We start from the raw sequence: 24,302 nt of genomic DNA, 5'->3' as shown, positions 1-24,302 counted from the left end.
TGCGCGGTCCGTTCCGCGCTTTGGGTTGTGAAAGGTCATAAGCCAGGGCTATTGTAATCAGCAGGGAAAGACGATAAACGTCCCGTAAGGAGCTCACTTGATTACACATATAAGCCCGCTTGGCTCAATGGATATGTTGTCGCAGCTGGAAGTGGACATGCTCAAGAGCACGGCCAGCAGCGATCTTTATCAATTGTTTCGCAACTGTTCACTTGCCGTTCTGAACTCCGGTAGCCTCACCGACAACAGCAAAGAGCTGCTGTCCCGCTTTGAAAGCTTTGATATTAACGTTCTGCGCCGCGAACGTGGCGTGAAGCTGGAGCTGATTAACCCACCGGAAGATGCCTTTGTTGACGGGCGCATTATTCGCGCGCTGCAGGCCAACCTGTTTGCCGTACTGCGCGATATCCTGTTTGTGAATGGCCAGATCAGTAACGCCGGTCGTTTTCAGCATCTGAACCTGGAAAGCTCGGCCCATATCACCAACCTGGTGTTCTCTATTCTGCGCAACGCCCGCGCCCTGCACGTGGGCGAAGCCCCAAGCATGGTGGTGTGCTGGGGCGGTCACTCCATTAACGAAACCGAATACCTCTACGCCCGTCGCGTGGGCACCCAGCTGGGGCTGCGCGAGCTGAACATCTGCACCGGCTGTGGTCCGGGCGCGATGGAAGCGCCGATGAAGGGTGCGGCGGTGGGTCATGCCCAGCAGCGCTATAAAGAGGGCCGTTTCATCGGCATGACTGAGCCGTCAATCATTGCCGCTGAGCCGCCGAATCCGCTGGTTAACGAACTGATCATCATGCCGGACATTGAGAAACGTCTGGAGGCGTTTGTGCGTATCGCACACGGGATCATCATCTTCCCGGGCGGCGTGGGTACGGCAGAAGAGCTGCTCTATCTGCTGGGTATTCTGATGCATCCGGCCAACCAGGATCAGGTCCTGCCGCTGATCCTGACCGGGCCGAAAGAGAGCGCAGACTACTTCCGTGTGCTGGATGAATTCATCGTGCATACCCTGGGCGAGACGGCACGCCGTCACTATCGCATCATCATCGACGATGCCGCGGAAGTGGCGCGCCTGATGAAAAAGGCCATGCCGCTGGTGAAAGAGAACCGCCGTGATACCGGGGATGCCTATAGCTTTAACTGGTCGATCCGCATTTCACCGGATCTACAGATCCCGTTTGAGCCGTCGCACGAAAACATGGCCAACCTGAAACTCTATCCCGATCAGCCAGTTGAAGTGCTGGCCGCCGATCTGCGTCGCGCCTTCTCGGGCATCGTCGCCGGTAATGTGAAAGAGGTGGGCATCCAGGCCATTGAAGAGTTTGGCCCCTATAAAATCCATGGCGATCGCGAAATGATGCGCCGCATGGACGATCTGCTGCAGGGCTTCGTCGCTCAGCACCGTATGAAGCTTCCCGGCTCTGCCTATATCCCCTGTTACGAGATTTCTGCGTAACGACCCGCCCGGCTCGCATGCCGGGCACTCTCCCCCGCCGGGAATGGCCCTTCGCCTCCCGGCTTTTTTATTACCTTCAGCCACATGGCCTGGTTTGCAACATCACTATTACTTATCTTTTTGCTATTTTATAACGCCACGCAAACGATTACGTTGTTTCCTGGAGCGTGATTTATTAGCCACAAATGCCATAAAGCATGAAAAAATCCTATAAACCGATGCTTTTACAGCGTATGCCTCCTATCTTTCAGGCGGATCTATCTCGCCACATATCGTTAATGGTAGCCTTCGCGCCCAGAAATTCGCCCTGACGTTTTCTTAGCAGACAAATGGTCTAAAGATACCCACATCATAAGTGGATTATCGCATTTGAGATCGGGATCACTGATAGATCCATTACTAAAATGTATCTTTCCGCCCGCCAATAGTTACGGAGAAAAATTATATAAAAACCGTCGCTGAGCGAATTTCATATTACGATTAGCCCTTTTTGCATCGAATTTGACCAGAAACCTGACATTAGCTACTTCCTGGAGACACAATGGAAACCACTCAAACCAGCACCGTTGCTTCGATTGAAACCCGAAGCGGATGGCGTAAAACAGATACCATGTGGATGCTCGGCCTGTACGGCACAGCAATCGGCGCTGGTGTTCTTTTCCTTCCTATTAACGCAGGTGTGGGCGGCTTAATTCCGCTGATCATCATGGCGATCATTGCCTTCCCGATGACCTACTTTGCACACCGCGGCCTGACCCGTTTTGTGCTTTCTGGTAAAAACCCGGGCGAAGACATCACCGAAGTCGTTGAAGAACATTTCGGTGTTGGCGCCGGTAAACTGATTACCCTGCTCTACTTCTTTGCTATCTATCCAATCCTGCTGGTTTATAGCGTGGCGATCACCAACACCGTTGACAGCTTCATGACCCACCAGCTGGGCATGACCCCGCCGCCGCGCGCCATTCTGTCGCTGATCCTGATTGTCGGCATGATGACCATCGTGCGCTTCGGTGAGCAGATGATTGTGAAGGCAATGAGCGTGCTGGTGTTCCCGTTCGTTATCGCTCTGATGGTGCTGGCCTGCTACCTGATCCCACAGTGGAACGGCGCGGCGCTGGAAACCCTCTCCCTGAGCAGCGCATCTGCGACCGGCAACGGCTTGTGGATGACCCTGTGGCTGGCAATCCCGGTAATGGTCTTCTCCTTCAACCACTCCCCGATCATCTCCTCCTTCGCGGTTGCGAAGCGTGAAGAGTACGGTCAGGGTGCCGAGAAGAAGTGTTCCAGCATCCTGGCTCGCGCTCACGTGATGATGGTGCTGACCGTGATGTTCTTCGTCTTCAGCTGCGTACTGAGCCTTGCTCCGGCGGATCTGGCGGCAGCGAAAGAGCAGAACATCTCTATCCTGTCTTACCTGGCGAACCACTTTAACGCACCGGTCATTGCCTGGATGGCGCCAATCATCGCCATTATCGCGATTACCAAATCCTTCCTCGGCCACTACCTGGGCGCACGTGAAGGCTTTAACGGCATGGTGATTAAATCTCTGCGCGGTAAAGGCAAGAGCATTGAAATCAACAAGCTGAACAAGATCACTGCTCTGTTCATGCTGCTGACCACCTGGGCGGTTGCCACCCTGAACCCGAGCATCCTCGGGATGATCGAAACCCTGGGCGGCCCGGTTATCGCGATGATCCTGTTCCTGATGCCGATGTACGCGATTCAGAAAGTGCCAGCGATGCGTAAATACAGCGGCCAGATCAGCAACGTCTTCGTTGTGATTATGGGTCTGATTGCTATCTCCGCTATCTTCTTCTCGCTGTTCGCTTAATTCCTCCCGCGCCGTCTTCGGACGGCGCACTCTTCTCCCAAGACGTAAAGCAACGGACGCATCATGATTAGCGTTTTCGATATTTTCAAAATTGGTATTGGTCCATCCAGCTCGCACACCGTCGGGCCGATGAAAGCCGGTAAACAGTTCACGGACGATCTTATTGCACGCGGAATGCTGCACGACACAACCCGCGTGGTGGTGGATGTTTACGGCTCCCTGTCGCTGACCGGCAAAGGTCACCATACCGATATCGCCATTATTATGGGCCTGGCGGGCAACCTGCCGGATAGCGTCGATATTGATGCCATCCCGGGCTTTATCCAGGACGTTAACACCCACAGCCGCTTGCTGCTGGCGAAGGGTGAACATGAAGTTGAATTCCCGGTTGATCGCTGCATGAATTTCCATGCCGACAACCTGTCGCTGCACGAAAACGGCATGCGGATCACCGCGCTGGCAGGCGACAAGGTGATTTACAGCCAAACTTACTACTCCATCGGCGGCGGTTTTATCGTCGACGAAGACCACTTTGGGCAGAGCGACAGCGCACCTGTTGCGGTCCCTTATCCGTATAAATCGGCGGCCGATCTCCAGCGCCATTGCCAGGAGAGCGGTCTGTCACTCTCCGGCCTGATGATGCAAAACGAGCTGGCATTACACAGCAAAGCAGAGCTGGAACAGCACTTTGCTAACGTCTGGGAGGTGATGCGCGGCGGTATTGAACGCGGGATCACCACCGAGGGCGTTCTGCCGGGCAAACTGCGCGTGCCGCGACGTGCTGCCGCCCTGCGCCGCATGCTGGTCAGCAGCGACAAAACCACCAGCGACCCGATGGCGGTGGTGGACTGGATCAACATGTTCGCGCTGGCAGTAAACGAAGAGAACGCCGCGGGTGGCCGCGTGGTCACCGCGCCAACCAACGGTGCCTGCGGCATCGTTCCGGCAGTGCTGGCCTATTACGACAAATTTATTCGCGAAGTGAATGCTAACTCGCTGGCCCGCTATCTGCTGGTCACCAGCGCTATTGGCTCGCTGTACAAGATGAACGCCTCCATCTCCGGCGCGGAAGTGGGCTGCCAGGGCGAAGTGGGCGTGGCCTGCTCCATGGCGGCGGCAGGCCTGGCGGAGCTGCTGGGCGGTAGCCCGACGCAGGTCTGCATTGCGGCGGAGATCGGGATGGAGCATAACCTCGGTCTGACCTGCGATCCGGTAGCCGGTCAGGTACAGGTGCCGTGCATCGAGCGTAACGCCATTGCCTCCGTCAAGGCGGTCAACGCCGCGCGTATGGCGCTGCGCCGTACCAGCGAGCCGCGCGTCTGCCTCGATAAAGTGATCGAAACCATGTATGAGACCGGGAAAGACATGAACGCCAAATACCGCGAAACCTCCCGCGGTGGTCTGGCGATGAAGATTGTCGCCTGCGACTAAGTGCAAAAAAGGAGCCTTGTTTTGCGAGGCTCCTTCCCGAACGCCCCGCCACACGTAGTTTCCCCCCGCCGACAGTGTTACCCTTATTTGACTGAACAGAAGGGAGAAAATCTGTGGCCGTTCATTTGCTTATTGTCGACGCGCTGAACCTTATCCGGCGCATCCACGCGGTTCAGGGCACGCCCTGCAAGGATACCTGCCTGCATGCGCTGGAGCAGCTTATTCGCCACAGCCAGCCCAGTCACGTGGTCGCCGTGTTTGACGATGAAGCCCGTAACAGCGGCTGGCGACACCAGCGCCTGCCGGATTACAAAGCCGGGCGCGCGCCCATGCCGGACGATCTGCACGCCGAAATGCCCGCCATTCGCGCCGCTTTTGAACAGCGCGGGGTTCCCTGCTGGGGGGCCCAGGGCAACGAAGCCGACGATCTGGCCGCCACGCTGGCGGTAAAAGTTGCCAGCGCCGGGCATCAGGCCACCATCGTCTCGACCGACAAGGGCTACTGCCAGCTGCTTTCTCCCAACATTCGCATCCGCGACTATTTCCAGAAACGCTGGCTCGACGCCCCCTTTATCGCCAGTGAGTTTGGCGTCTCGCCGCAGCAGCTGCCGGATTACTGGGGGCTGGCGGGGATCAGCAGCTCTAAAGTACCAGGCGTTGCCGGGATTGGCCCGAAAAGCGCAGCCCAGCTGCTGACCGATTTTCAGGATCTGGAAGGGATTTACGCCCGTCTGGATGCGGTGCCGGAGAAGTGGCGCAAAAAACTGGAAGCGCACAAAGAGATGGCGTTTATCTGCCGGGACGTGGCGCGGTTGCAGATCGATTTACAGTTAGACGGGAATTTGCAGCAGCTCAGGTTAGAGCATTAACGTTCCCTCTCCCCTATGGGGAGAGGGTCAGGGTGAGGGGAACTATCTCTCGTCGCGACGACCGCCCACGGCAGCCCACCAGCGGCGGATATGCACGGTGACTTCTTCGCGATCGTGGTACAGCTGGCGCGCCTGAATCACCACGTTAATACCGTGCTCATCCATCTGCTCCTGAATGTAGGCCAGGTTCTGCGAGACCTCCTCATAGCGCTTTTTCATTGGCAGCTTGAGGTTAAAAATGGTCTCACGACACCAGCCGTTGACCAGCCAGGAAGCCATCAGGGCCGCCACTTTCGCTGGTTTCTCTACCATGTCGCACACCATCCAGGAGATGTTGTTGCGGGTTGGGCGGTAGCGGAAACCATCTTCACGTAGCCAGGTCACCTGTCCGGTATCCATCAGGCTTTGTGCCATCGGGCCGTTGTCGACGGAGGAAACCCACATGTTGCGTTTCACCAGCTGATAGGTCCAGCCGCCCGGACAGGCGCCAAGATCGACCGCATACATACCGTTTGCCAGGCGTTCGTCCCACTCATCAGCGGGAATAAAGACGTGAAACGCCTCTTCAAGTTTCAGCGTTGAACGGCTTGGGGCATCAGACGGGAACTTCAGACGTGGGATGCCCATAAAGAACGGCGAGTTATTGGTGGTGTACGAATAACCGGTATAGCAGCAGCCTGGGGCGATAAAGAAGATATGCACCACGGGACGTTTTGGTGTCTCGTAGTTGGTCAACACACCCGCCTCACGCAGTGCCGCGCGCAGCGGCACGGTAAATTTGCGACAGAACTTCATCAGCTCTTTACTTTCGTTGGTGTCGGCAACTTCAACGCGCAGCTCGCCACCCTTCTCCACCACGCCCTGCAGCATGCCAACAATCGGCGTAATGCGATCTTCAGGCGGAAGATCTTTCAGAAGTTCACCCGCGACAAACATCTGACGGGCAAAAATCAGCGAGCTAAACGGCAGATCGCGCACCAGTTTTTCCGCGTCATCTGCCTGATAGCATTCGAAAACAACATAGCCCGCGTTCTCTTTCACGCGGGCAAAACCAAACACTTCGCGCTTCGCGGCTTTATCAGTGATCTCCGCAGCACACTCTTTTTCAAAGCCCGGGCGACAATATAAGACAACTTTATTCATGAACAACGCCCTTGCGTTTCAGACGGAACGAACCGATTAACATTAATACCCACCCGACCAGGAAGCTGACGCCGCCGACCGGGGTAACAAACGCCCACAGGCGTAAATGCGACAGCGCAAGGCAGTACAGGCTACCGCTGAAGAGCACGGTGCCCAGCGCCATAAATACGCTGCTCCAGTAAAACCAGATACTAATCCGGCGCTGCATCGCCACGGCTAATCCGAAGATCGCCAGGGTATGGAACGCCTGATATTCCAGACCGGTGTGGATCCAGCCCATCTCCACCACACCCAATGATTTGCGTAAGACATGTGCGCCAAAGGCGCCCAGCGCAACAAAAATAAAGCCACTCACCGCGGCAAAAATCAGCATAAAACGGCTGGTCATGTTTCTGTCCTGAAGTTATGCGCGTCCTGCGCGCAAAAGAAAGTGTTACTCGTACCGAAAGCGGAATTTTTCTTGCTCGTTGGCCGCCTTTGCCAGGATCCACTGGCGAAACGCGGCTATTTTACCCAGTTCTGCCTGACTGTCATGACAAACCAGATAAAAAGCGTTCTTACTGACCAGAACATCATTAAAGGGGCAGACCAGGCGGCCGGCCTCAATTTCGGACTGCGCCATAACGTTGTTAGCCAACGCCACGCCCTGTCCGTGAATGGCAGCCTGTAACACCATCGCACTGTGGCTGAAGATGGGGCCCTGCTGCACGTTTATATGGTTAAGACCAAGCTGGCGGGTATAAGTTTGCCAGTCGCGGCGAGAAGCATCATGTAAAAGCGTATGCTGCGCCAGATTTTCTGGTGCCTTTAACGCTTTTTCGCCCGTTAAGAGTAGTGGCGAGCAGACCGGCAGCAAATACTCCGCGTACAATTTTTCGACACGCAGCCCTGGCCAGTTGCCGCGGCCATAGAAAATCGCTACGTCAACGTCGTCGGCCAGCTTGTCCTCCTGACGGTCGACGGCCTGGATTCGGACATCAATTCCCGGATAAGCTGAGTTAAAGCTTGAGAGCCTCGGCACCAGCCACTGAATGGCAAAACTGGGCAATAAACTGACCGTCAGCGCCCCTTTGGCACTGCGCGCCTGTAACTTACGCGTCGCTTCCGTCAGCTGGGAAAATATCTCTTTAATATCCTGAAAATAGCTCTGCCCCTCTTCCGTCAGAAGCAGGGAACGATTGCGGCGGCGGAACAGCTTGAGGCCCAGAAAATCCTCAAGGGACTTGATTTGATGACTTACTGCGGCCTGAGTCACAAAAAGCTCATCGGCCGCGCGCGTGAAGCTTAAATGGCGGGCGGCAGCATCAAATACACGTAATGCATTAAGAGGTGGTAATCGCTTGGACATGGTTATCTGGCTTAGATGTTAACGGCTTTTAACAAACAGGAAACAACGTTTAACCTATTAGTTTTTTTTATCTGAGCCATTATAAATTGTCCGTTGAGGAACTACCAGCAAATACCTATAGTGGCGGCACTTCCTGAGCCGGAACGAAAAGCTTTTTTTGGAATGCGTGTTCTGAAGGGCTTTTGGCTTACGGTTGTGATGTTGTGTTGTTGTGTTTGCAATTGGTCTGCGATTCAGACCTCGGTAGCGACGCTACCAATTTTTCACTTCCTGTACATTTACCCTGTCTGTCCATAGTGATTAATGTAGCACCGCCCAATTGCGGTGCTTTTTTTTGTCTGCAATTCCGTTAGTGGTCCAGTTCAACCATCTCTTTCACGTCGCTGCGGTTGATCTGCTGTTTATTCCCGTTCGCATCCTTATACGAGATCATGCCGGTATCATTATCGGTTTGTGGCTTACCTTCAGAGACGATAGAGCGGCCATCGTTGGTGTGCATCACATAGTTATTACCGGAACAGGCGCTCAGGGCAAAAGTCAGCATACAGGCAGAGGCAATTGCGATAGTCTTTTTCATCTTCTTCTCCTTTAGCAATTAATGCTATTAAAAGCGTGTTTCATAACAGGCTAAAACATTCTCCTGACACTATTTCAGCATAACCTGCTTCGTCTGTTACGCCAGGATAAACAGACAATTCCGATAGAGATCAACCTCCTTGCCCTGCCGCTGAATTTGCGCGACGATCTATTCACGATGAAGAGGAATTCCATGAACGCATTCAGCCCTGCCCATTTTCGCGCGCAGTTCCCGGCGCTGGCCGATGCCGGCGTCTATCTTGATAGCGCCGCGACAGCCCTAAAGCCTCAGGCGGTGATCGAGGCCACGAACCAGTTTTACAGCCTGAGCGCAGGCAATGTGCATCGCAGCCAGTTTGCCGAGGCGCAACGCTTAACCGCGCGCTATGAAGCAGCCCGCGATCAGGTCGCACAGCTGCTTAATGCCGAAAGCGGTAAAAACATTGTCTGGACGCGGGGCACCACCGAGGCCATCAATATGGTGGCGCAATGTTATGCCCGTCCACGCCTCCAGCCAGGCGACGAAATCATCGTCAGCGAGGCGGAACATCACGCCAATCTGGTGCCGTGGCTGATGGTGGCCGAGCAGACCGGCGCGCGGGTAGTGAAGCTCCCCCTGGGGGCCGATTTATTAGCAGATGTCGCCCGCTTGCCCGAATTTATCACTCCGCGCAGCCGTATCCTCGCGCTGGGGCAGATGTCCAACGTTACCGGCGGCTGCCCGGACCTGGCCCGCGCCATTCAGCTCGCCCATGCCAGCGGCATGGTGGTGGTAGTCGATGGCGCACAGGGAGTGGTGCATTTTCCGGCGGACGTGCAGCAGCTGGATATCGACTTCTATGCCTTCTCCGGACATAAGCTGTACGGGCCGACCGGGATTGGCGCGCTGTATGGTAAAGCGGAGCTGCTGGAGCAGATGACCCCGTGGCTCGGCGGCGGCAAGATGATCACCGAGGTGAGCTTCGACGGCTTCAAAACCCAGGCGGTGCCGTATCGCCTGGAAGCCGGGACGCCCAACGTCGCCGGGGTGATTGGCCTGAGCGCGGCGCTGGAGTGGCTGGCGGAGGTCGATCTGCAGCAGGCGGAGAGCTGGAGCCGCGGGCTGGCAACGCTGGCCGAAGAAGCGCTAAAAAAGCGTCCCGGTTTTCGCTCTTTCCGCGTCCAGGATTCGAGCCTGCTGGCGTTCGATTTTGCCGGAGTGCATCACAGCGACATGGTAACGCTGCTGGCGGGATACGGTATTGCTCTGCGCGCCGGGCAGCACTGCGCCCAGCCGCTGCTGGCGGCGCTCGGCGTTAACGGCACGCTGCGCGTCTCGTTTGCCCCCTATAACACCCAAAGCGACGTCGACGCGCTGGTTGCCGCCGTCGATCGCGCCCTTGCTTTACTGGTGGATGAATGACAAGCCCAACTCTCGCCGGACATCCGTTCGGCACCGTCATCACTGAAGAGACGTTGAAACAGACCTTCGCCCCGCTGACCCAGTGGGAAGACAAGTATCGCCAGCTAATCCTGCTGGGTAAGCAGCTGCCCGCGCTGTCCGATGAACTGAAGGCGCAGGCGAAGGAGATCCCCGGCTGTGAGAACCGCGTCTGGCTTGGGATGACGCCCGTCGGGGATAAGCTGCACTTTTATGGCGACAGCGAAGGCCGCATTGTGCGCGGATTACTGGCCGTGCTGCTGACGGCGATAGAGGGAAAAAGCGCCGCGCAGATCCTTAGCGAAAGCCCGCTGGCGCTGTTTGATGCACTGGGGTTACGCGGCCAGCTGAGCGCCTCGCGCAGCCAGGGGCTGACTGCGCTGAGTGAGGCGGTGCTGGAGGCGGCGCGTCAGGCCTGACGTTCCGCCTTTGCCATCATCTTTTTCAGGGCGTGAGAAACAGCGATAAAACCAAAGGTAGCGGTCACCATAGTGGCCGCGCCAAACCCGGAGGCACAGTCCATCCGTTTTGGCCCTTCCGCGGTGCTCTTCATGGCGCAGACTGAGCCGTCCGCCTGCGGATAAACCAGCGCTTCCGTGGAGAATACGCAGTCAATCCCCAGCTTGCCTTTGCTGTTTTTCACCACCCCAAAATCGCTTTTCAGGCGCTCGCGCAGCTTGGCCGCCAGCGGATCCTGAATGGTTTTCGCCAGGTCGGTCACCTGGATCTGCGTCGGGTCGATCTGCCCGCCCGCCCCGCCGGTGGTCACCAGCGGCACTTTATTGCGACGACACCAGGCGATTAGCGCCGCTTTCGGGCGCACGCTGTCGATGGCGTCAATCACGTAGCTGTAGCCGGCTCCCATGTACTGGGCAACGTTATCGGCCGTCACGAAATCATCGATCACGGTGACGCGGCATTCCGGGTTGATCTGGCGAATGCGATCCGCCATCACCTCGGATTTCGCCAGCCCGACGCTGTCGCGCAGGGCGTGGATCTGCCGGTTGGTGTTGGTGACGCAGACATCATCCATGTCGATAAGCGTAATGGCGCCGATCCCGGTTCGTGCCAGCGCTTCCGCCGCCCATGAGCCGACGCCACCAATCCCGACCACGCAGACGTGCGCATCGGCAAACAGTTGCAGGGCTTTCTCACCATATAAACGCGCGGTGCCACCAAAACGCTGGCGCCAGGCTTCGCTCATTACCACAGACATAGGACCTCAGATGTAAAAAGGGTGAGAGTTGCCCCTCACCCCGGAAAACATAGCGTCAATATTACCACACTCAGCCGCTAAACACGTTGCCTGCGCCTGCTGCGCTTTTCAGCACCCACACGCGTCCGTAATGGTTATACCAGCCTGCACGGTGGCCAGCATCGGGGCCAATCCCCTGATAGATGTCGAAGTGCTGGCCTTTGATGGCTCCGCCCACGTCCAGCGCCACCATCAGACGCAATTCATACTGACCGGAGAATTTCCCGTTGTGATCCAGCGTCGGCACTTCTGCCAGCAGCGTGGTGCCCGGCGGGATCACCGTCTTGTCAGAGGCCACCGAGGCGCGGCCAATCAGCGGTACCGCGCTCGCGCCTTTCACCGGGGCAAAGTTTTGCGGCTTAAAGAAGACAAATGAGGGGTTCTGCTCGAGCAGTTCGCGCACTTCATATTCGCTGTGCTTCTCGCCCCACTCGCGGATCGCCTGCATCGACATATCTTCGCGTTTCACTTCCCCGCGATCGATCAGCACCTTACCGATACTGCGGTAAGCATGGCCATTTTTACCGGAGTAGCTGAAGAAGTTAAGCGGGCTGCCGTCGCCAAAGTCGATATAACCGCTACCCTGCACATCCATGATGAAGTTATCCATCAGCGAATTACTGTAGGCCAGAATGTAGTTGTCGCTCAGCGCACCGGAATAGATCTCGGCGCGGGACGGCAGGCGGCCACGTTTTGGCGGCATGCGGTAGATAGGATACTTGAACTCACCCTGCGCGGTATGGCGCGCCTGTACCACCGGGGTGTAGTAGCCGGTAAACTGGACGTTACCGTAGTTGTCGGTGCCCTCCATCTGCCAGGCGTCGAGGCCGTACTGGCGCATGGTGCGGGTATCGCCCCCGGCGCGTAACCAGTCCTGCACCGCGTTATACACGGCGTTCTGCGAACCGTACAATCGCGGTGATGCGGTACGGATCTGGCTCACCTGTTCTGCGAAGTCACCGCCGTTGATGGGCGCGCCCACGGCGTCCGGCTGATTCACTAAAGAGAAAGGCTGGGTCAGTTTCCCGTCTTTATATTGCTGACCGCGATCGGTCGGTTTGGAGGAGCAGGCAGCAAGGATTGCTACCATCGCGCCCGTCATCAGATACTTCGCCCAACGTCCTTTCATTATATCCCGTCTTCAAGTTGCCCGATTCTGCGCAATGAAGATAACAAACCGGCAGGGGTATTGAAATGCGATTACCTCCCCTCACGCAAATTTTGCGCAAAAAACAGTCGAACTGTCGGCAGAGCGTACAATCAACATCTAATTTGGTGATTTTTACGAAAAAGGGTTGCAACAAAAAGTCAGCAGAGTATAGTGCGCTTCCACGGACGCGGGGTGGAGCAGCCTGGTAGCTCGTCGGGCTCATAACCCGAAGGTCGTCGGTTCAAATCCGGCCCCCGCAACCAATTAAAATTTGATGAAGTACAAGCAGTACGGTGACGCGGGGTGGAGCAGCCTGGTAGCTCGTCGGGCTCATAACCCGAAGGTCGTCGGTTCAAATCCGGCCCCCGCAACCAATCAAATTTAAAGAAGTAAGATTCTACAAAGTAGAATGACGGACGCGGGGTGGAGCAGCCTGGTAGCTCGTCGGGCTCATAACCCGAAGGTCGTCGGTTCAAATCCGGCCCCCGCAACCAACACTTCTGAAAACAATAAACACCCATTCGGGTGTTTTTTTGTATCTGCAGTTTGCCCTTTTGCCGGGCATAAACCCGGCATCCCTGATTATCCTCGTCTGGCGAGCGTCGCCCCATCCGAGAAATAGGCCTTAATCCCCGCCAGTATCGACTCCGCTACCTCCTGCTGGAAGGCGGCCGTTTTGAGCTTACGCTCCTCTTCCACGTTACTGATAAACGCGGTTTCCACCAGAATCGACGGGATATCCGGCGCCTTCAGTACCGCGAACCCGGCCTGTTCGACGCTGTTTTTATGCAGCTTATTAACCCTACCCAGTCTACCCAGCACCGCTTTACCAAATTTCAGGCTGTCGGTGATGGTCAGCGACTGCACCATATCAAACATCGTATGGTCGACGTAGCGATCGCCGCTCTTACTGACGCCGCCGATCAGGTCAGAGGCGTTTTGCGAATCTGCCAGCAGTTTTGCAGCCGTACTGGTTGCCCCTTTGGTCGACAGCGCAAACACCGATGAACCGCTCGGTTGACGGCTGGTAAAGGCATCCGCATGGATCGAGATAAACAGATCCGCGCGCTGCTTTTGCGCTTTCGCCACGCGAACTTTCAGCGGAATAAAGACGTCCTCATTACGCGTCATGTAAGCGCGCATGTTGCCTTCTCTGTCGATCAACGCCTTCAGGCGGCGGGCGATCTGCAGCACTACATCCTTTTCCCGCGTGCGGTATTTGCCCACCGCGCCGGAGTCTTCCCCGCCATGGCCCGGATCGAGCATGATCACAATCGGGCGGTCGCGCCCGGCTTTGCCCGGCTGCGGACCACTTTGCGCAGGCGGAACCTGCTTCTCAAGATCGCCTTTGTTGTAATCCTCCAGCAACGCCAGCAGAGGATCCTGGATGTCCGTCGCGTTGGCCGGATAGAGATCCATCACCAGACGCTCTTTAAATCCGGCCACCGGTGCCAGGGCAAACAGCTGCGGCTTTACGTTCTGCTTAAGCTCAAACACCATGCGCACGGTTTTCGGATCAAACTGCCCTACCCGTGCGGACTTGATAAAAGGATCGTCGCCACGGATCTGGGCGCTCATCCCTTTGAGGACTGAATTGAGGTTCACCCCTTCGATATCCACCACCACCCGCTCCGGATTACTCAGGGCGAATTGCTTATAGTTCAGCACCCGGTTGGATTCGACCGTCACGCGTGTATAGGTCGACGCTGGCCAGACACGTACCGCCACCACCTGACTGACGGCGGCAAGCCCTACCTGACTTACGCTAAGCAACCACATTGCCCCGGCCCCTTGTAACAGGCGGCGACGACTTAATGCTTTACTGGATCCCGACATGCTTCTCCCGAGCAAAGATATCGAATAACTTCTCATAACGTCCAAATTGACCGAAAACTTTAGCGAATGATGCATAACCTGTCATCCTTAAAAGGGTAAACAATCATGCGTTAACGATTACTTCCCTGAATGTTTTCTTTGCTTCGCCGAAAATTTTGGCTTGCGCGCAGGGGCATATTCGAATAAAAATACAAAAATTGCGAATAAACATTCATTGAGGGGTTGTGCCGTGGTGAAGGAACGTAGAATCGAACTGGTCCAGGGATTCCGTCATTCTGTTCCCTATATCAACACCCACCGGGGAAAGACGTTCGTCATTATGCTCGGCGGCGAAGCCATTGAGCATGAGAACTTCTCCAGCATAGTCAATGACATCGGCCTGCTGCACAGCCTGGGTATTCGCCTTGTTGTCGTTTATGGTGCCCGCCCGCAGATTGAAGCCAATCTGGCCGCGCATCATCACGAGCCGATCTACCATAAACATACCCGCGTTACCGACGCCAAAACGCTGGAGCTGGTGAAGCAGGCCGCCGGTCTGCTGCAGCTGGACATTACCGCGCGGCTGTCGATGAGCCTCAACAACACTCCGCTGCAGGGAGCGCACATCAACGTGGTGAGCGGCAATTTTATTATCGCTCAGCCGCTTGGCGTGGATGACGGGGTGGATTATTGCCACAGCGGACGTATTCGCCGTATCGATGAAGAGGCGATCCATCGCCAGCTCGACGGCGGTGCGATTGTGCTGACCGGCCCGGTCGCCGTCTCCGTGACCGGCGAAAGCTTTAACCTCACCTCAGAAGAGATTGCCACCCAGCTGGCGATCAAGTTGAAAGCCGAAAAAATGATCGGTTTCTGCTCTTCACAGGGCGTCACTAACGAGCTGGGGAATATCGTCTCTGAGCTGTTTCCTAACGAAGCCCAGGCGCGGGTAGAAGCGCTTGAGGAACAGGGGGACTACTACTCTGGCACCGTGCGTTTCCTGCGCGGCGCCATTAAAGCCTGCCGCAGCGGCGTGCGCCGCAGCCACCTGATCAGCTACCAGGAAGACGGTGCCCTGTTGCAGGAGCTGTTCTCCCGCGACGGTATCGGGACGCAGATTGTGATGGAGAGCGCCGAGCAGATCCGTCGCGCCACTATCAACGACATCGGCGGCATTCTGGAGCTGATTCGCCCCCTGGAGCAGCAGGGGATCCTGGTGCGTCGCTCCCGCGAGCAGCTGGAGATGGAGATCGATAAATTCACCATTATTCAGCGCGACAACCTCACCATCGCCTGTGCGGCGCTCTACCCCTTCCCGGAAGAGAAGATTGGCGAGATGGCCTGCGTGGCGGTGCATCCTGACTACCGCAGTTCGTCGCGCGGCGAGGTGTTGCTGGAGCGGATTGCCGTTCAGGCCCGGCAGCAGGGGCTGAGTAAACTCTTTGTGCTGACTACCCGCAGCATTCACTGGTTCCAGGAACGCGGCTTTACGCCGGTGGACATTGATTCCCTGCCGGAAACCAAGAAAGAGATGTACAACTATCAGCGTCGCTCGAAGGTGCTGATGGCGGATTTAGGTTAAGCCCCCTGACCCTCTCCCCATGGGGAGAGGGAATAAATTACAAGGCTTCAAAAATCGCACTCAGGCCACTGCGCCGTTCCGTACGGGTAGTAACGGCCTGCACCAGCACGCCGTCATCCGCATATAGCGACAACCGCCGACGGGCACGGGTAATGGCCGTATAGACCAGCTCCCGGGTGACTACCGGGGACATCTGGGTAGGCAGGATCAGCGCCGCATGATCGAACTCAGAGCCCTGAGATTTATGCACCGTCATCGCCCACGCGGTTTCATGCTCCGGCAGTCGGCTCGGCTGTACGGACTTCAGGCTGCCATCCGGCATCTGGAACCAGACGCGCAGCCCCTGCCCCCGATCCAGCGCAATCCCGATATCCCCGTTAAACAGGCCCAGCGCACTGTCGTTGCGCGAAATCATTACCGGGCGTCCTTCATACCAGCGCGAATGCGGCTGACGGCTGATGCGGCGCTTTTGCATCAGCACCTGCTCCAGCCTTTCGTTGAGCCCGGCCACGCCAAAGGGGCCGTCCCGTAAGGCACACAGCAGCTGGTAGCCGCCAAAGGCCGCCAGAATCTCCTCTTCGGAGGCCTGGTGTTGCACCCGGTCGAGAAAATGGTGATATCCCTGCAGGGCATCCTCCAGCATCACCAGATACTCTTCCCCACTCTGGAGCTGCTTTTTCTCGATATCGCTGAACGTGCCGTCAAACACCGAGCGGAGCGCGTGACGATCGCCACGGTTGACCGCTGCCGCCAGCTGCCCGATGCCGGAGTCGCTGCCGAAACGGTAGCTTTTTTGCAGCAGGCACAGGCTGTCGCGCAAGGCGCCCGCCACCGGGCTGACGTTGCCTTCCATCTGGCATCCGGTCATGCCAGCCAGCTCCTGGGCACGCTGCACGGTAAAACCGGCGCTGGCCCAGGTACAAATATCGCCCAGCACGGCGCCCGCTTCGACGGAGGCCAGCTGATCGCGATCGCCAAGGAAGATCACCCTGGCATGAGGCGGCAGGGCATCAATCAGACGAGACATCATGGTCAGGTCAATCATCGAGGCTTCATCCACCACCAGCACATCCAGATGCAGCGGGTTACCGGCATGGTAACGCAGACGCTGGCTGCCCGGCTGGGCGCCGAGCAAACGGTGCAGGGTACTGGCTTCGGTCGGGAAGCGCTTACGCTGAATGTCGGTCAGCGGAAGCTGTTGCAGCGCGCCGCCCAGCGACTCGGTGAGACGGGCGGCGGCTTTACCGGTCGGGGCCGCCAGCCGGATACGGCACTTCTCCTCTCCCGCCATCTGGATCAGCGCCGCCAGCAGGCGGGCGACGGTGGTGGTTTTACCGGTGCCCGGGCCGCCGGAAATCACCGAGATACGCCGCGTTAACGCCACCGCCGCCGCCACCTTTTGCCAGTTAACGGCTTCGTCAGAGGTGAACAATGCGTTCAGGGTACGCTGAACGTCGGCACTGTCATGGGGCAAAGGCTGATTGGCTTCGCTAAAGAAACCGGCCACGGCCCGCTCGTAGCGCCACATCCGGTTGAGGTAGAGGCGCTCGCCCACCAGCACCAGCGGCGTTGGCTCGTCCCCTGCGCTCACTGCGCGCGAACGCATCAGCGTGGCGGACCAGTCCAGGGTTTCATCATGCAGGGCAAAACAGGCCTGCAGCGCGGCGGTTTTAGCCTCTGCCTGCAGACGGGACAGCGGCAAACAGACATGCCCCTCTCCGGTATCCCGGCTTAAGATCGCCGTCGCCAGCATCACCGAGGGTTCATCGTTCCCGGCCACCATCATCGCAAACTGTACATCCAGACGACGCAATACGCGCTGTTCCACGGCCTCCAGCAATAATTCCTGCATCGTCATGACACAAGCTCCTCTTGGCTTGCAGAAAACAAGCTATCCATTTGATTGATTAAAATTTCACCCGGGCGGGTGGCAAAGCAACCGGCCCCCGGCGAACTGCCGTCCACGCCGCGTAAAAACAGGTAGATCACCCCACCGAAATGCTGCTGATAGTCATAATCGGCAATACGGTGGCGCAGATAACGGTGCAGCGCCAGGGTGTAGAGCTGGTACTGCAGATCGTAGCGGTGGGACTGCATCGCACGGGCCATTGCCTGCGGCGTATAGGCCTCGCCGTTTTCCCCCAGCCAGTTGGACTTATAGTCGAGCAGGTAGTAGCGGCCATTATGGCGGAATACCAGGTCAATAAAGCCTTTCAGCATGCCGCGCACCTGGCGAAAGTCGAGCGGCGGGCAGTCACGCGACAGCGGATCGTGCTCGCGGATCAGCGCATCCAGCGCATCGGCGGTAAGCGGCCCGGCGATCGGCAGATAAAACTCCATCTCAACCTGTTTATCGGCGGCTGAAAGCTGGCTCAGGGAGATCCCCTCTTCATTGAGCGGCGTCTGCAGTACCTGGTTGATCCAGTGGGTCAGGACCGGCTCCCAGCGGGCGTCATACCCGCCTTTCTGCAGCATCTCCAGCGTCCACTCCGGGGAGACGGGTTGGGTAAAATCGAGCGCTTCAAACAGGCTGTGTAAAAAGGTGCCTGGCGAGGCACCGCGCGGGAACTGGTGCGGCGTCAGCTCCGGCTCCTGTACCACCTCGCCTGTGCCTGCGGCATCAACGTCGAGGCGCGGCATCAGATCCTGGGCGATACTGTGCCCGCGCTGCTGCAGCCCGGAGTAGCTGGTGACCCGCCAGTCGTCAAACAGCACGCGAGCCACCTGCCGCGCCTGCAGATCCGGCATCGCCGACTCCGGCATATGCCAGCGGGCGGTATCGGCCACCCCGGCCACCTGCAGCGCAATGTGGTCATTGCACAGGGTTTCCAGGCACTGGCGCAGCCCGGCCGCGTCTTTTGGCTCGCCGCGCTGGATCAAGCGTCCGAGCGCGCTGAGGTGGAAATCGCTGTCACCGCCCTTGTCGCCACGACGACGGAACAGCGGCGCGACGCCCAGGCTGCAGTGCCAGACCGAGCGGGTCAGGGCCACATACAGCAGGCGCAAATCTTCCGCCAGCCGCTCGGCTTCGGCCAGCTCGACGCTGTCCTCCGCCTTGCTGAGGTCAAGTACGGCTTCAAAGGTGTTGCGATCGTGGTAAAACGCCTGATCCTGCACCCGGTAGTTGGCAATAAAAGGCAGCCAGACCAGGGGGTATTCCAGCCCTTTCGATTTGTGAATGGTGACGATTTTGACCAGATGTTTGTCGCTTTCGAGGCGCATCTGCTGGCTTGAGGCATTGCTGTTGGGTTCGGCAATATGCTGCGCCAGCCAGCGCACCAGAGCGTGCTCGCTCTCAAGCTGCGTTCCCGCCTCCTGGAGCAACTCGCTGATGTGCAAAATATCGGTCAGACGGCGTTCGCCCCCCGCGGTGGCCAGCATATTTTCGGCAATATTGCGCTGCGCCATGATGTCGCGCAGCATCGCCATCACGCCCCGCTTCTGCCAGCGTTCGCGATAGCGGGTAAACTCTTCCACCGCCTCATCCCAGAGGGTTTCACTGTTATTCAGCATGTCGATGTCCCGGGCGTTAAGACCGAGCATTGAGCTTGCCAGCGCGCTGCGCAGGATGCTTTCACGCTCGGGCGCCAGCACCGCCTGCAGCAGCCAGAGCATATCCTGGGCTTCGAGGGTTTCAAACACGCTGTCGCGGTTGGAGAGATAGACCGAGGGAATGGTCAGCAGCGTCAGCGCGTCGCGGACGAGCGCCGCCTCCTGACGACTGCGCACCAGCACCGTAATGTCCGATGCTCTCACCGGCCGGGCCTCGTCGCCCCGGTGCAGAATGGCTTCACCGCGCACCCCGGCGCTCAGCCAGTCGCGGATTTGCGCCGCGCAGTGCTGGGCCATAAAGGCCTGGTAATCCCCGACGCCGCACCCCTCGCCCTCCATCAGCCAGACGTTCATCGCTGGCTGGAACTCCCCCCGAAGCTCAAAGCGCAGCCCGGCGTTTCTCGGGGCGGATTTGACCGGCAGGAAGGGGATTTCACGGAACATGAAGGCGTCGTTCATCTGTGAAAAGAGGGTATTGACGCTTTCCACCATACCGGGCGCCGAGCGCCAGTTGGTATCCAGCGTATAGTGCGCGGCAACTTCGCCACGGGCCTTCATATAGGTAAAGATATCCGCTCCACGGAACGCGTAGATCGCCTGCTTCGGGTCGCCAATCAGCAGCAGCGCGGTGTCAGGCTGCTGCCGCCAGATCCGCCGGAAAATCCGGTACTGCTGGGGGTCGGTATCCTGGAATTCATCGATCATCGCCACCGGAAAACGGCCGCGGATGGCCGCGGCCAGCGCGTCGCCATTGTCGCTGTTCAGCGCCTCATCGAGGCGGCTGAGCATATCGTCAAAACCCAGCTCGCCGCGACGGCGCTTTTCGCGCGCGACTGCTGCGCGGATCTCTGCCAGCGCGCGGGTGATCATCAGATCGTTCAGGGTCAATGGCTCAGCCAGCAGAGTATCGATGGCGACAAACAGCGGGTGTTCCGGCACCTCGCCGCCCGCTTTTGTGCGCTCCGCCAGGAACGTTTGTGAGAACTTTTCCAGCGCGTCAGGGAGCTGGTAGCTGTGCTTCTCTTCCTGGGCCCAGGCCGTGACGCGCTCAATATATTTTGCCTGGTTGCCGCGGTTGAACTTGCGCCGGTCGATACCGGAACGTTCAATAATCGCGTCGATTTCCCCCACGCTGCTGGACCACTGCTGCTTCATGGTGGCGATGAGGCCGACGATCTTCTCATGGCGAGAGGCCAGGGTTTCGTCCGCAGGCGGGGGGGATTTAATTACCGGGGCTTCACCCTGCAGGTAACGATCGATGGACCGGAGTAACTCTTCCGGGCCTTTCCAGAGAGCGTGTACCGCTTCGGCAATATCGCGAGGCAGAGGGTAGCAGTGACGACGCCAGAAGTCGGCGCACGCCTGGTAGCGCAACAGGGATTCATCTTCGATGAGTTGCTGCTCGAAGAGCATGCCGGATTCAAAGGCATTCAGGCTGAGCATGCGCTGACAGAAGCCGTGGATAGTGAACACGGCGGCCTCGTCCATCTGCCGTTCCGCCAGCAGCAGCCACTGGGCCGCCTGCTGTGTGTCGTCAATCTCGTCCAGCAGACTGGCATACAGCGGATTGTCCGTGCTCTGTCTCAGGCAGGCGATCCGCAGCTCGTGAATGTTGGCGCGGATACGGCCGCGCAGCTCTTCCGTCGCGGCTTCGGTGAAGGTCACCACCAGCAGCTCTTCCACGCTGAGCGGGCGACTGAAGGCTGCGCTGCCGCCCAGCCCGAGCAGCAGGCGCAGATAGAGTGCGGCGATGGTGAAGGTTTTTCCGGTTCCCGCTGAGGCCTCTATCAGTCGTTCCCCCTGTAACGGTAAACTCAGGGGATCAAGGGACTCGGCGGTATCGGTCATTCGTTCTTACTCCTGGGCAAAGATTGCTGCAATGCGCTCACGCTCTTCCAGACCGTCCAGCCTGCAGGCGGGGCAACGTCAGCTTTTTTACTCTGACTACCCGATACCTGGGACAGGATCGCCATCCCCTGCGGGGCAACCACCGCCTGGTGGAAGAAGTCGGCGACTTTCTGCGGCGTGAGCTGTTTTATCTCGGCCACTACTTTATCATGCGAATCGAAGCGCATATTACCCCGATCAAAATCTTTGCTGATCTTTGACGCCTCTTCGGCCAGGGTTTGCGGCGGCTGCGTAATCTGGGCGATCACCGCCTGCTGGATCTGAGCAAACTCTTCTGGCTTCATGGCGCGCAGCTTAGCTTCCGCCTGCGGGAAGAAGGCCTGGAAACGCTGCCAGAGATAATCCGGCTGTTTATCACTGCTTTGCAGCAGGAAGCCCATCCCCCACTGGCGGCCCACGTTCATCGAGAAAGCAAACACGGCATAGCCCAGCTGCTCTTCGGTACGTAACTGGGTGTAGAACCAGGGCTGGACGATCTGTCCGAGCATGGCGCTGTAGGCCGAGCTGGCGTATTCGTCATAGCCGGTTGGGACAAACACCGCCGCCAGCGCGGAGTCGGTGCTGCTGCCGGGTTTCTCGAAAATCACGTTCTGCTGTTTATCCACCAGCACATCCTGGTTGCGACACCATTCGGTTCCCTTCGCCCCCAGCTGAGTACGGACGTCCTGCGCCAGGGTTTTCGCCTGATCTTCGCTCATATTGCCGACCACCAGAAACTCCGGTCTGGAGTTGGTTTTCAGCGCCGCACGATAGGCCATCACCTCGTCAAGGGTGATGGACGGCAGCAGCGCCCGACGCTCTTCGCGCTGGAAATAAGGCACCTGCGACAGCATCTGCACCGGCATAATGGCCTGATCGAAGGCCTTACCCTTTTCGGCGGAGTCCATCATCTGGGCATACCAGGATTTGGCCTGCGCCAGCTGATCCTCGGTAGCGGTGTAGCTAAAGTAACCCTCCAGCAACGCCTTAAACAGCTGCGGCAGACGCTGGGTGTAGCCGTTGGCGTTAAGCATCAGGCCATTGTTGGCGTTAGTTGAGAAACCGATCCCGCCCACGGCGGCCTGGTTGCTGAGCTGATCCAGCGCAATGCCGGCCAGATAATCATTCAGGGCAAACATCACCTGGTTTTTGGCGCTGTCCATTGCTGCAGGGTTACGCAGTACCATGCTGACGTTGGCTTTCGGCTCGCTGGCGAAATAGCGGCTCGGGGTATAGACCACGCGCAGGTCAGACTCATCCACAATCAGCTGCGGTTTCGCATACTCTTTAGTGGGTTTGATCAGCGCGAAATCGTCCGGGATATAGGGGTTCACCTCCGGCAGCTTGAGCGCAATCGCAGCGGATCGCTTCTGCCAGTCGGCAAAAGTTTGCTCGCTGATTTTATCAACCTGATATTCAGCGTTTACAAAGTAGGCGGTTTTGTTGTGCGGCTCGTCCGGGCTGATATACCAGATACGGGCGTTCTGCGGGGTCATCATTGCCAGACGGGCTTTGACGGCGTCAGCATCGTACCGATCTGCGATATTGACCGCATCCAGCGTATGCTCGACCGGCACACGGATCATGGTGTCGGCCAGCCACTCAACGTAGTCCATATCACGGGTAATGGAGGGATAACGGAAGTCGAGATCCAGCACGTGGGCCAGCTCGTCGAAATAGCGTTTATCAACGCCTTTGTCACGCAACAGCGACAGGTAGCTGAAAATGGCGGCAACCACCTCATCACGATGGGCCAGACCTTTATCAGTTAAGGTGGCGGAGATGGCCAGCACGCCGCTGTTGCCGTTGACGATCGGATCGGAGTCCGCGCGGATACCTTCCACCAGCCCCTGCTTTTGCAGCCAGTCGGACAGCGTGTCCGGGCTACGGTTGCCAATCAGGTAGTTAACCAGCTCGTCGGTTTTGCTGCGAAACTGCGCGGTGTTGTTATCAATGCGGAATTCAACGCGCAGCACCTTACGCGGCATCGCGGGAACATAGTGAATGATTAAGCCTTTCTGCGCATCGGTGACGACCGGCACGGTGACTTCCGGGCGGGTAATATCTTTATTCGGAACGCGGCCGTAGGTATCGGCGGCGAGTTTCGCCAGCTCTGGCAGGGGTTTGTTGCTGTACACCACCGCTTTCATCAGATTGGCGGAGTAGTATTTATCGCGGAAGGCGTGCAGCGCATCAAGCACCGGGCTGCCCGGCTTGTCGCTCAGGGTTTCAAGATTACCGCCGGAAAAGCGGGAGCCAGGGTGCGCGGGGTTAATGGTTTCGGCGCTGACCTGTGCCATACGCATCCCGTCCCGGGTACGGGCCATCGTCAGCTCGGCATTAACGGCGTTGCGTTCGCGATCGGCATATTTTTTATCCAGCAGCGGAGCGGCAATGGCATCCGCAAGGCGATCGACCGCCCCTTCCAGCGCATCGTTTTCAACTTCAAGATAAAAGGCAGTACGGTACGGCGCGGTGCTGGCGTTATGGCTACCACCGTGCATTTTTAAAAATTCGGCCAGGCTGTCAGGCTGCGGGTACTTGGTTGAGCCCATCAGGGTCATATGTTCAAGATAGTGCGCAAGCCCCGGGTGGGATTCAGGATCTTCCAGCGAGCCCACCGGCACTACCAGCGCCGACAGTGACTTTACGGCCTGCGGATCGGAAACCAGCAGCACGACCATCCCGTTATCAAGGCGGATCGCCTGATATTCGCGGGTATCTTTATCGCTTTTGCGGATCGTTTCCTGAACGGGTTGCCAACCGGTATTTGCCTGACTGAGGGGGGCCCAAAGAGCGACGAACAAAACTAACGATTTCAACAAGGTGCTGCCTGGCATTCACTACCTCTTCATCACGGACATCATCATTAACACGCTTTGTGCCGGGCAGGCCAGCATCTCTTTGTGGTGTACATCAGTCCATGACAAGATGGGCATCATAAATGAATGCCCAAACCTGCGCAATTTTTAAACAGGGCC

At 57.7% G+C, this 24,302-nt stretch carries 17 protein-coding genes and 3 tRNA genes; 10 read left to right on the top strand and 10 right to left on the bottom strand.

Annotated features, from left to right (window positions below):
• Positions 1-97: 97 nt before the first annotated feature.
• From ppnN to xni, 4 genes are all read left to right on the top strand, one after another.
• On the top strand, positions 98-1,462 hold the full coding sequence (ppnN, locus tag LRS40_RS11565) for a nucleotide 5'-monophosphate nucleosidase PpnN (RefSeq protein WP_142486947.1): 1,365 nt from the start codon (positions 98-100) through the stop codon (positions 1,460-1,462).
• Between the two features lie 541 nt (positions 1,463-2,003).
• A complete protein-coding gene (locus LRS40_RS11560) occupies positions 2,004-3,293 on the top strand; it encodes an HAAAP family serine/threonine permease (RefSeq protein WP_142486948.1) in 1,290 nt (429 codons plus the stop codon).
• 63 nt (positions 3,294-3,356) lie between these two features.
• Positions 3,357-4,724 (top strand): L-serine ammonia-lyase, encoded by a 1,368-nt coding sequence (locus LRS40_RS11555; RefSeq protein WP_142486949.1) that lies wholly within the window; start codon positions 3,357-3,359, stop codon positions 4,722-4,724.
• A gap of 113 nt (positions 4,725-4,837) precedes the next feature.
• A complete protein-coding gene (gene xni / locus LRS40_RS11550; RefSeq protein ID WP_231313738.1) occupies positions 4,838-5,593 on the top strand; it encodes a flap endonuclease Xni in 756 nt (251 codons plus the stop codon).
• Between the two features lie 42 nt (positions 5,594-5,635).
• On the opposite strand, the gene rlmM is transcribed toward xni, so the two are convergent.
• The 4 genes from rlmM to LRS40_RS11530 all read right to left on the bottom strand — a co-directional run bounded on the left by rlmM (position 5,636) and on the right by LRS40_RS11530 (position 8,661).
• On the bottom strand, positions 5,636-6,736 hold the full coding sequence (gene rlmM / locus LRS40_RS11545) for a 23S rRNA (cytidine(2498)-2'-O)-methyltransferase RlmM (protein ID WP_142486951.1): 1,101 nt from the start codon (positions 6,734-6,736) through the stop codon (positions 5,636-5,638).
• Positions 6,729-7,124 (bottom strand): DUF423 domain-containing protein, encoded by a 396-nt coding sequence (locus LRS40_RS11540; RefSeq protein ID WP_039029918.1) that lies wholly within the window; start codon positions 7,122-7,124, stop codon positions 6,729-6,731. The genes rlmM and LRS40_RS11540 overlap by 8 nt, the downstream gene beginning before the upstream one ends.
• A gap of 45 nt (positions 7,125-7,169) precedes the next feature.
• Positions 7,170-8,084 (bottom strand): glycine cleavage system transcriptional regulator GcvA, encoded by a 915-nt coding sequence (gene gcvA, locus LRS40_RS11535; protein ID WP_039029917.1) that lies wholly within the window; start codon positions 8,082-8,084, stop codon positions 7,170-7,172.
• Between the two features lie 349 nt (positions 8,085-8,433).
• Complete coding sequence (locus LRS40_RS11530; protein WP_032613722.1) at positions 8,434-8,661, bottom strand: YgdI/YgdR family lipoprotein; 228 nt, start codon at positions 8,659-8,661, stop codon at positions 8,434-8,436.
• A gap of 192 nt (positions 8,662-8,853) precedes the next feature.
• On the opposite strand from LRS40_RS11530, the gene csdA reads away from it, so the two are divergent.
• Positions 8,854-10,062: a cysteine desulfurase CsdA gene (csdA, locus tag LRS40_RS11525; protein WP_142486952.1), complete on the top strand. Its 1,209-nt coding sequence runs from the start codon at positions 8,854-8,856 to the stop codon at positions 10,060-10,062.
• Complete coding sequence (gene csdE / locus LRS40_RS11520) at positions 10,059-10,499, top strand: cysteine desulfurase sulfur acceptor subunit CsdE (RefSeq protein ID WP_142486953.1); 441 nt, start codon at positions 10,059-10,061, stop codon at positions 10,497-10,499. The genes csdA and csdE overlap by 4 nt, the downstream gene beginning before the upstream one ends.
• On the opposite strand, the gene tcdA is transcribed toward csdE, so the two are convergent.
• On the bottom strand, positions 10,490-11,296 hold the full coding sequence (tcdA, locus tag LRS40_RS11515; RefSeq protein WP_106994438.1) for a tRNA cyclic N6-threonylcarbamoyladenosine(37) synthase TcdA: 807 nt from the start codon (positions 11,294-11,296) through the stop codon (positions 10,490-10,492). The two genes, csdE and tcdA, sit on opposite strands and share 10 nt — an antisense overlap.
• Before the next feature lie 70 nt (positions 11,297-11,366).
• The gene (mltA, locus tag LRS40_RS11510) at positions 11,367-12,464 is read right to left on the bottom strand and encodes a murein transglycosylase A (protein WP_231313737.1); all 1,098 of its coding nucleotides are present in this window, start codon (positions 12,462-12,464) and stop codon (positions 11,367-11,369) included.
• A gap of 207 nt (positions 12,465-12,671) precedes the next feature.
• On the opposite strand from mltA, the gene LRS40_RS11505 reads away from it, so the two are divergent.
• From LRS40_RS11505 to LRS40_RS11495, 3 genes are all read left to right on the top strand, one after another.
• Positions 12,672-12,748, top strand: a tRNA-Met gene (locus LRS40_RS11505).
• Between the two features lie 34 nt (positions 12,749-12,782).
• Positions 12,783-12,859: transfer RNA gene (locus LRS40_RS11500), tRNA-Met, on the top strand.
• A gap of 43 nt (positions 12,860-12,902) precedes the next feature.
• Positions 12,903-12,979 (top strand) — tRNA-Met (locus LRS40_RS11495).
• Between the two features lie 88 nt (positions 12,980-13,067).
• On the opposite strand, the gene amiC is transcribed toward LRS40_RS11495, so the two are convergent.
• Positions 13,068-14,321, bottom strand: a complete 1,254-nt coding sequence (gene amiC, locus LRS40_RS11490; protein ID WP_142486955.1) for an N-acetylmuramoyl-L-alanine amidase AmiC — start codon at positions 14,319-14,321, stop codon at positions 13,068-13,070.
• A gap of 229 nt (positions 14,322-14,550) precedes the next feature.
• Here amiC and argA point away from each other — a divergent pair, with 229 nt between their 5' ends.
• Positions 14,551-15,882, top strand: coding sequence for an amino-acid N-acetyltransferase (gene argA, locus LRS40_RS11485; protein ID WP_142486956.1), 1,332 nt, complete (start codon positions 14,551-14,553; stop codon positions 15,880-15,882).
• 37 nt (positions 15,883-15,919) lie between these two features.
• Here argA and recD read toward each other — a convergent pair whose 3' ends face one another.
• From recD to ptrA, 3 genes are read right to left on the bottom strand one after another with little or no spacing between them, the layout of a single operon-like run.
• The gene (gene recD / locus LRS40_RS11480) at positions 15,920-17,740 is read right to left on the bottom strand and encodes an exodeoxyribonuclease V subunit alpha (RefSeq protein WP_142486957.1); all 1,821 of its coding nucleotides are present in this window, start codon (positions 17,738-17,740) and stop codon (positions 15,920-15,922) included.
• Positions 17,737-21,282, bottom strand: coding sequence for an exodeoxyribonuclease V subunit beta (gene recB, locus LRS40_RS11475; RefSeq protein WP_231313736.1), 3,546 nt, complete (start codon positions 21,280-21,282; stop codon positions 17,737-17,739). The genes recD and recB overlap by 4 nt, the downstream gene beginning before the upstream one ends.
• Complete coding sequence (ptrA, locus tag LRS40_RS11470) at positions 21,279-24,161, bottom strand: pitrilysin (RefSeq protein WP_231313735.1); 2,883 nt, start codon at positions 24,159-24,161, stop codon at positions 21,279-21,281. Before ptrA ends, recB begins: the two co-directional genes overlap by 4 nt.
• Positions 24,162-24,302: the final 141 nt, after the last annotated feature.

The organism is Leclercia sp. G3L (genome assembly GCF_021117075.1).
Taxonomy (GTDB): Bacteria; Pseudomonadota; Gammaproteobacteria; order Enterobacterales; family Enterobacteriaceae; genus Enterobacter; species Enterobacter adecarboxylatus_C.
This window is presented reverse-complemented; position numbering and strand designations above follow the sequence as displayed.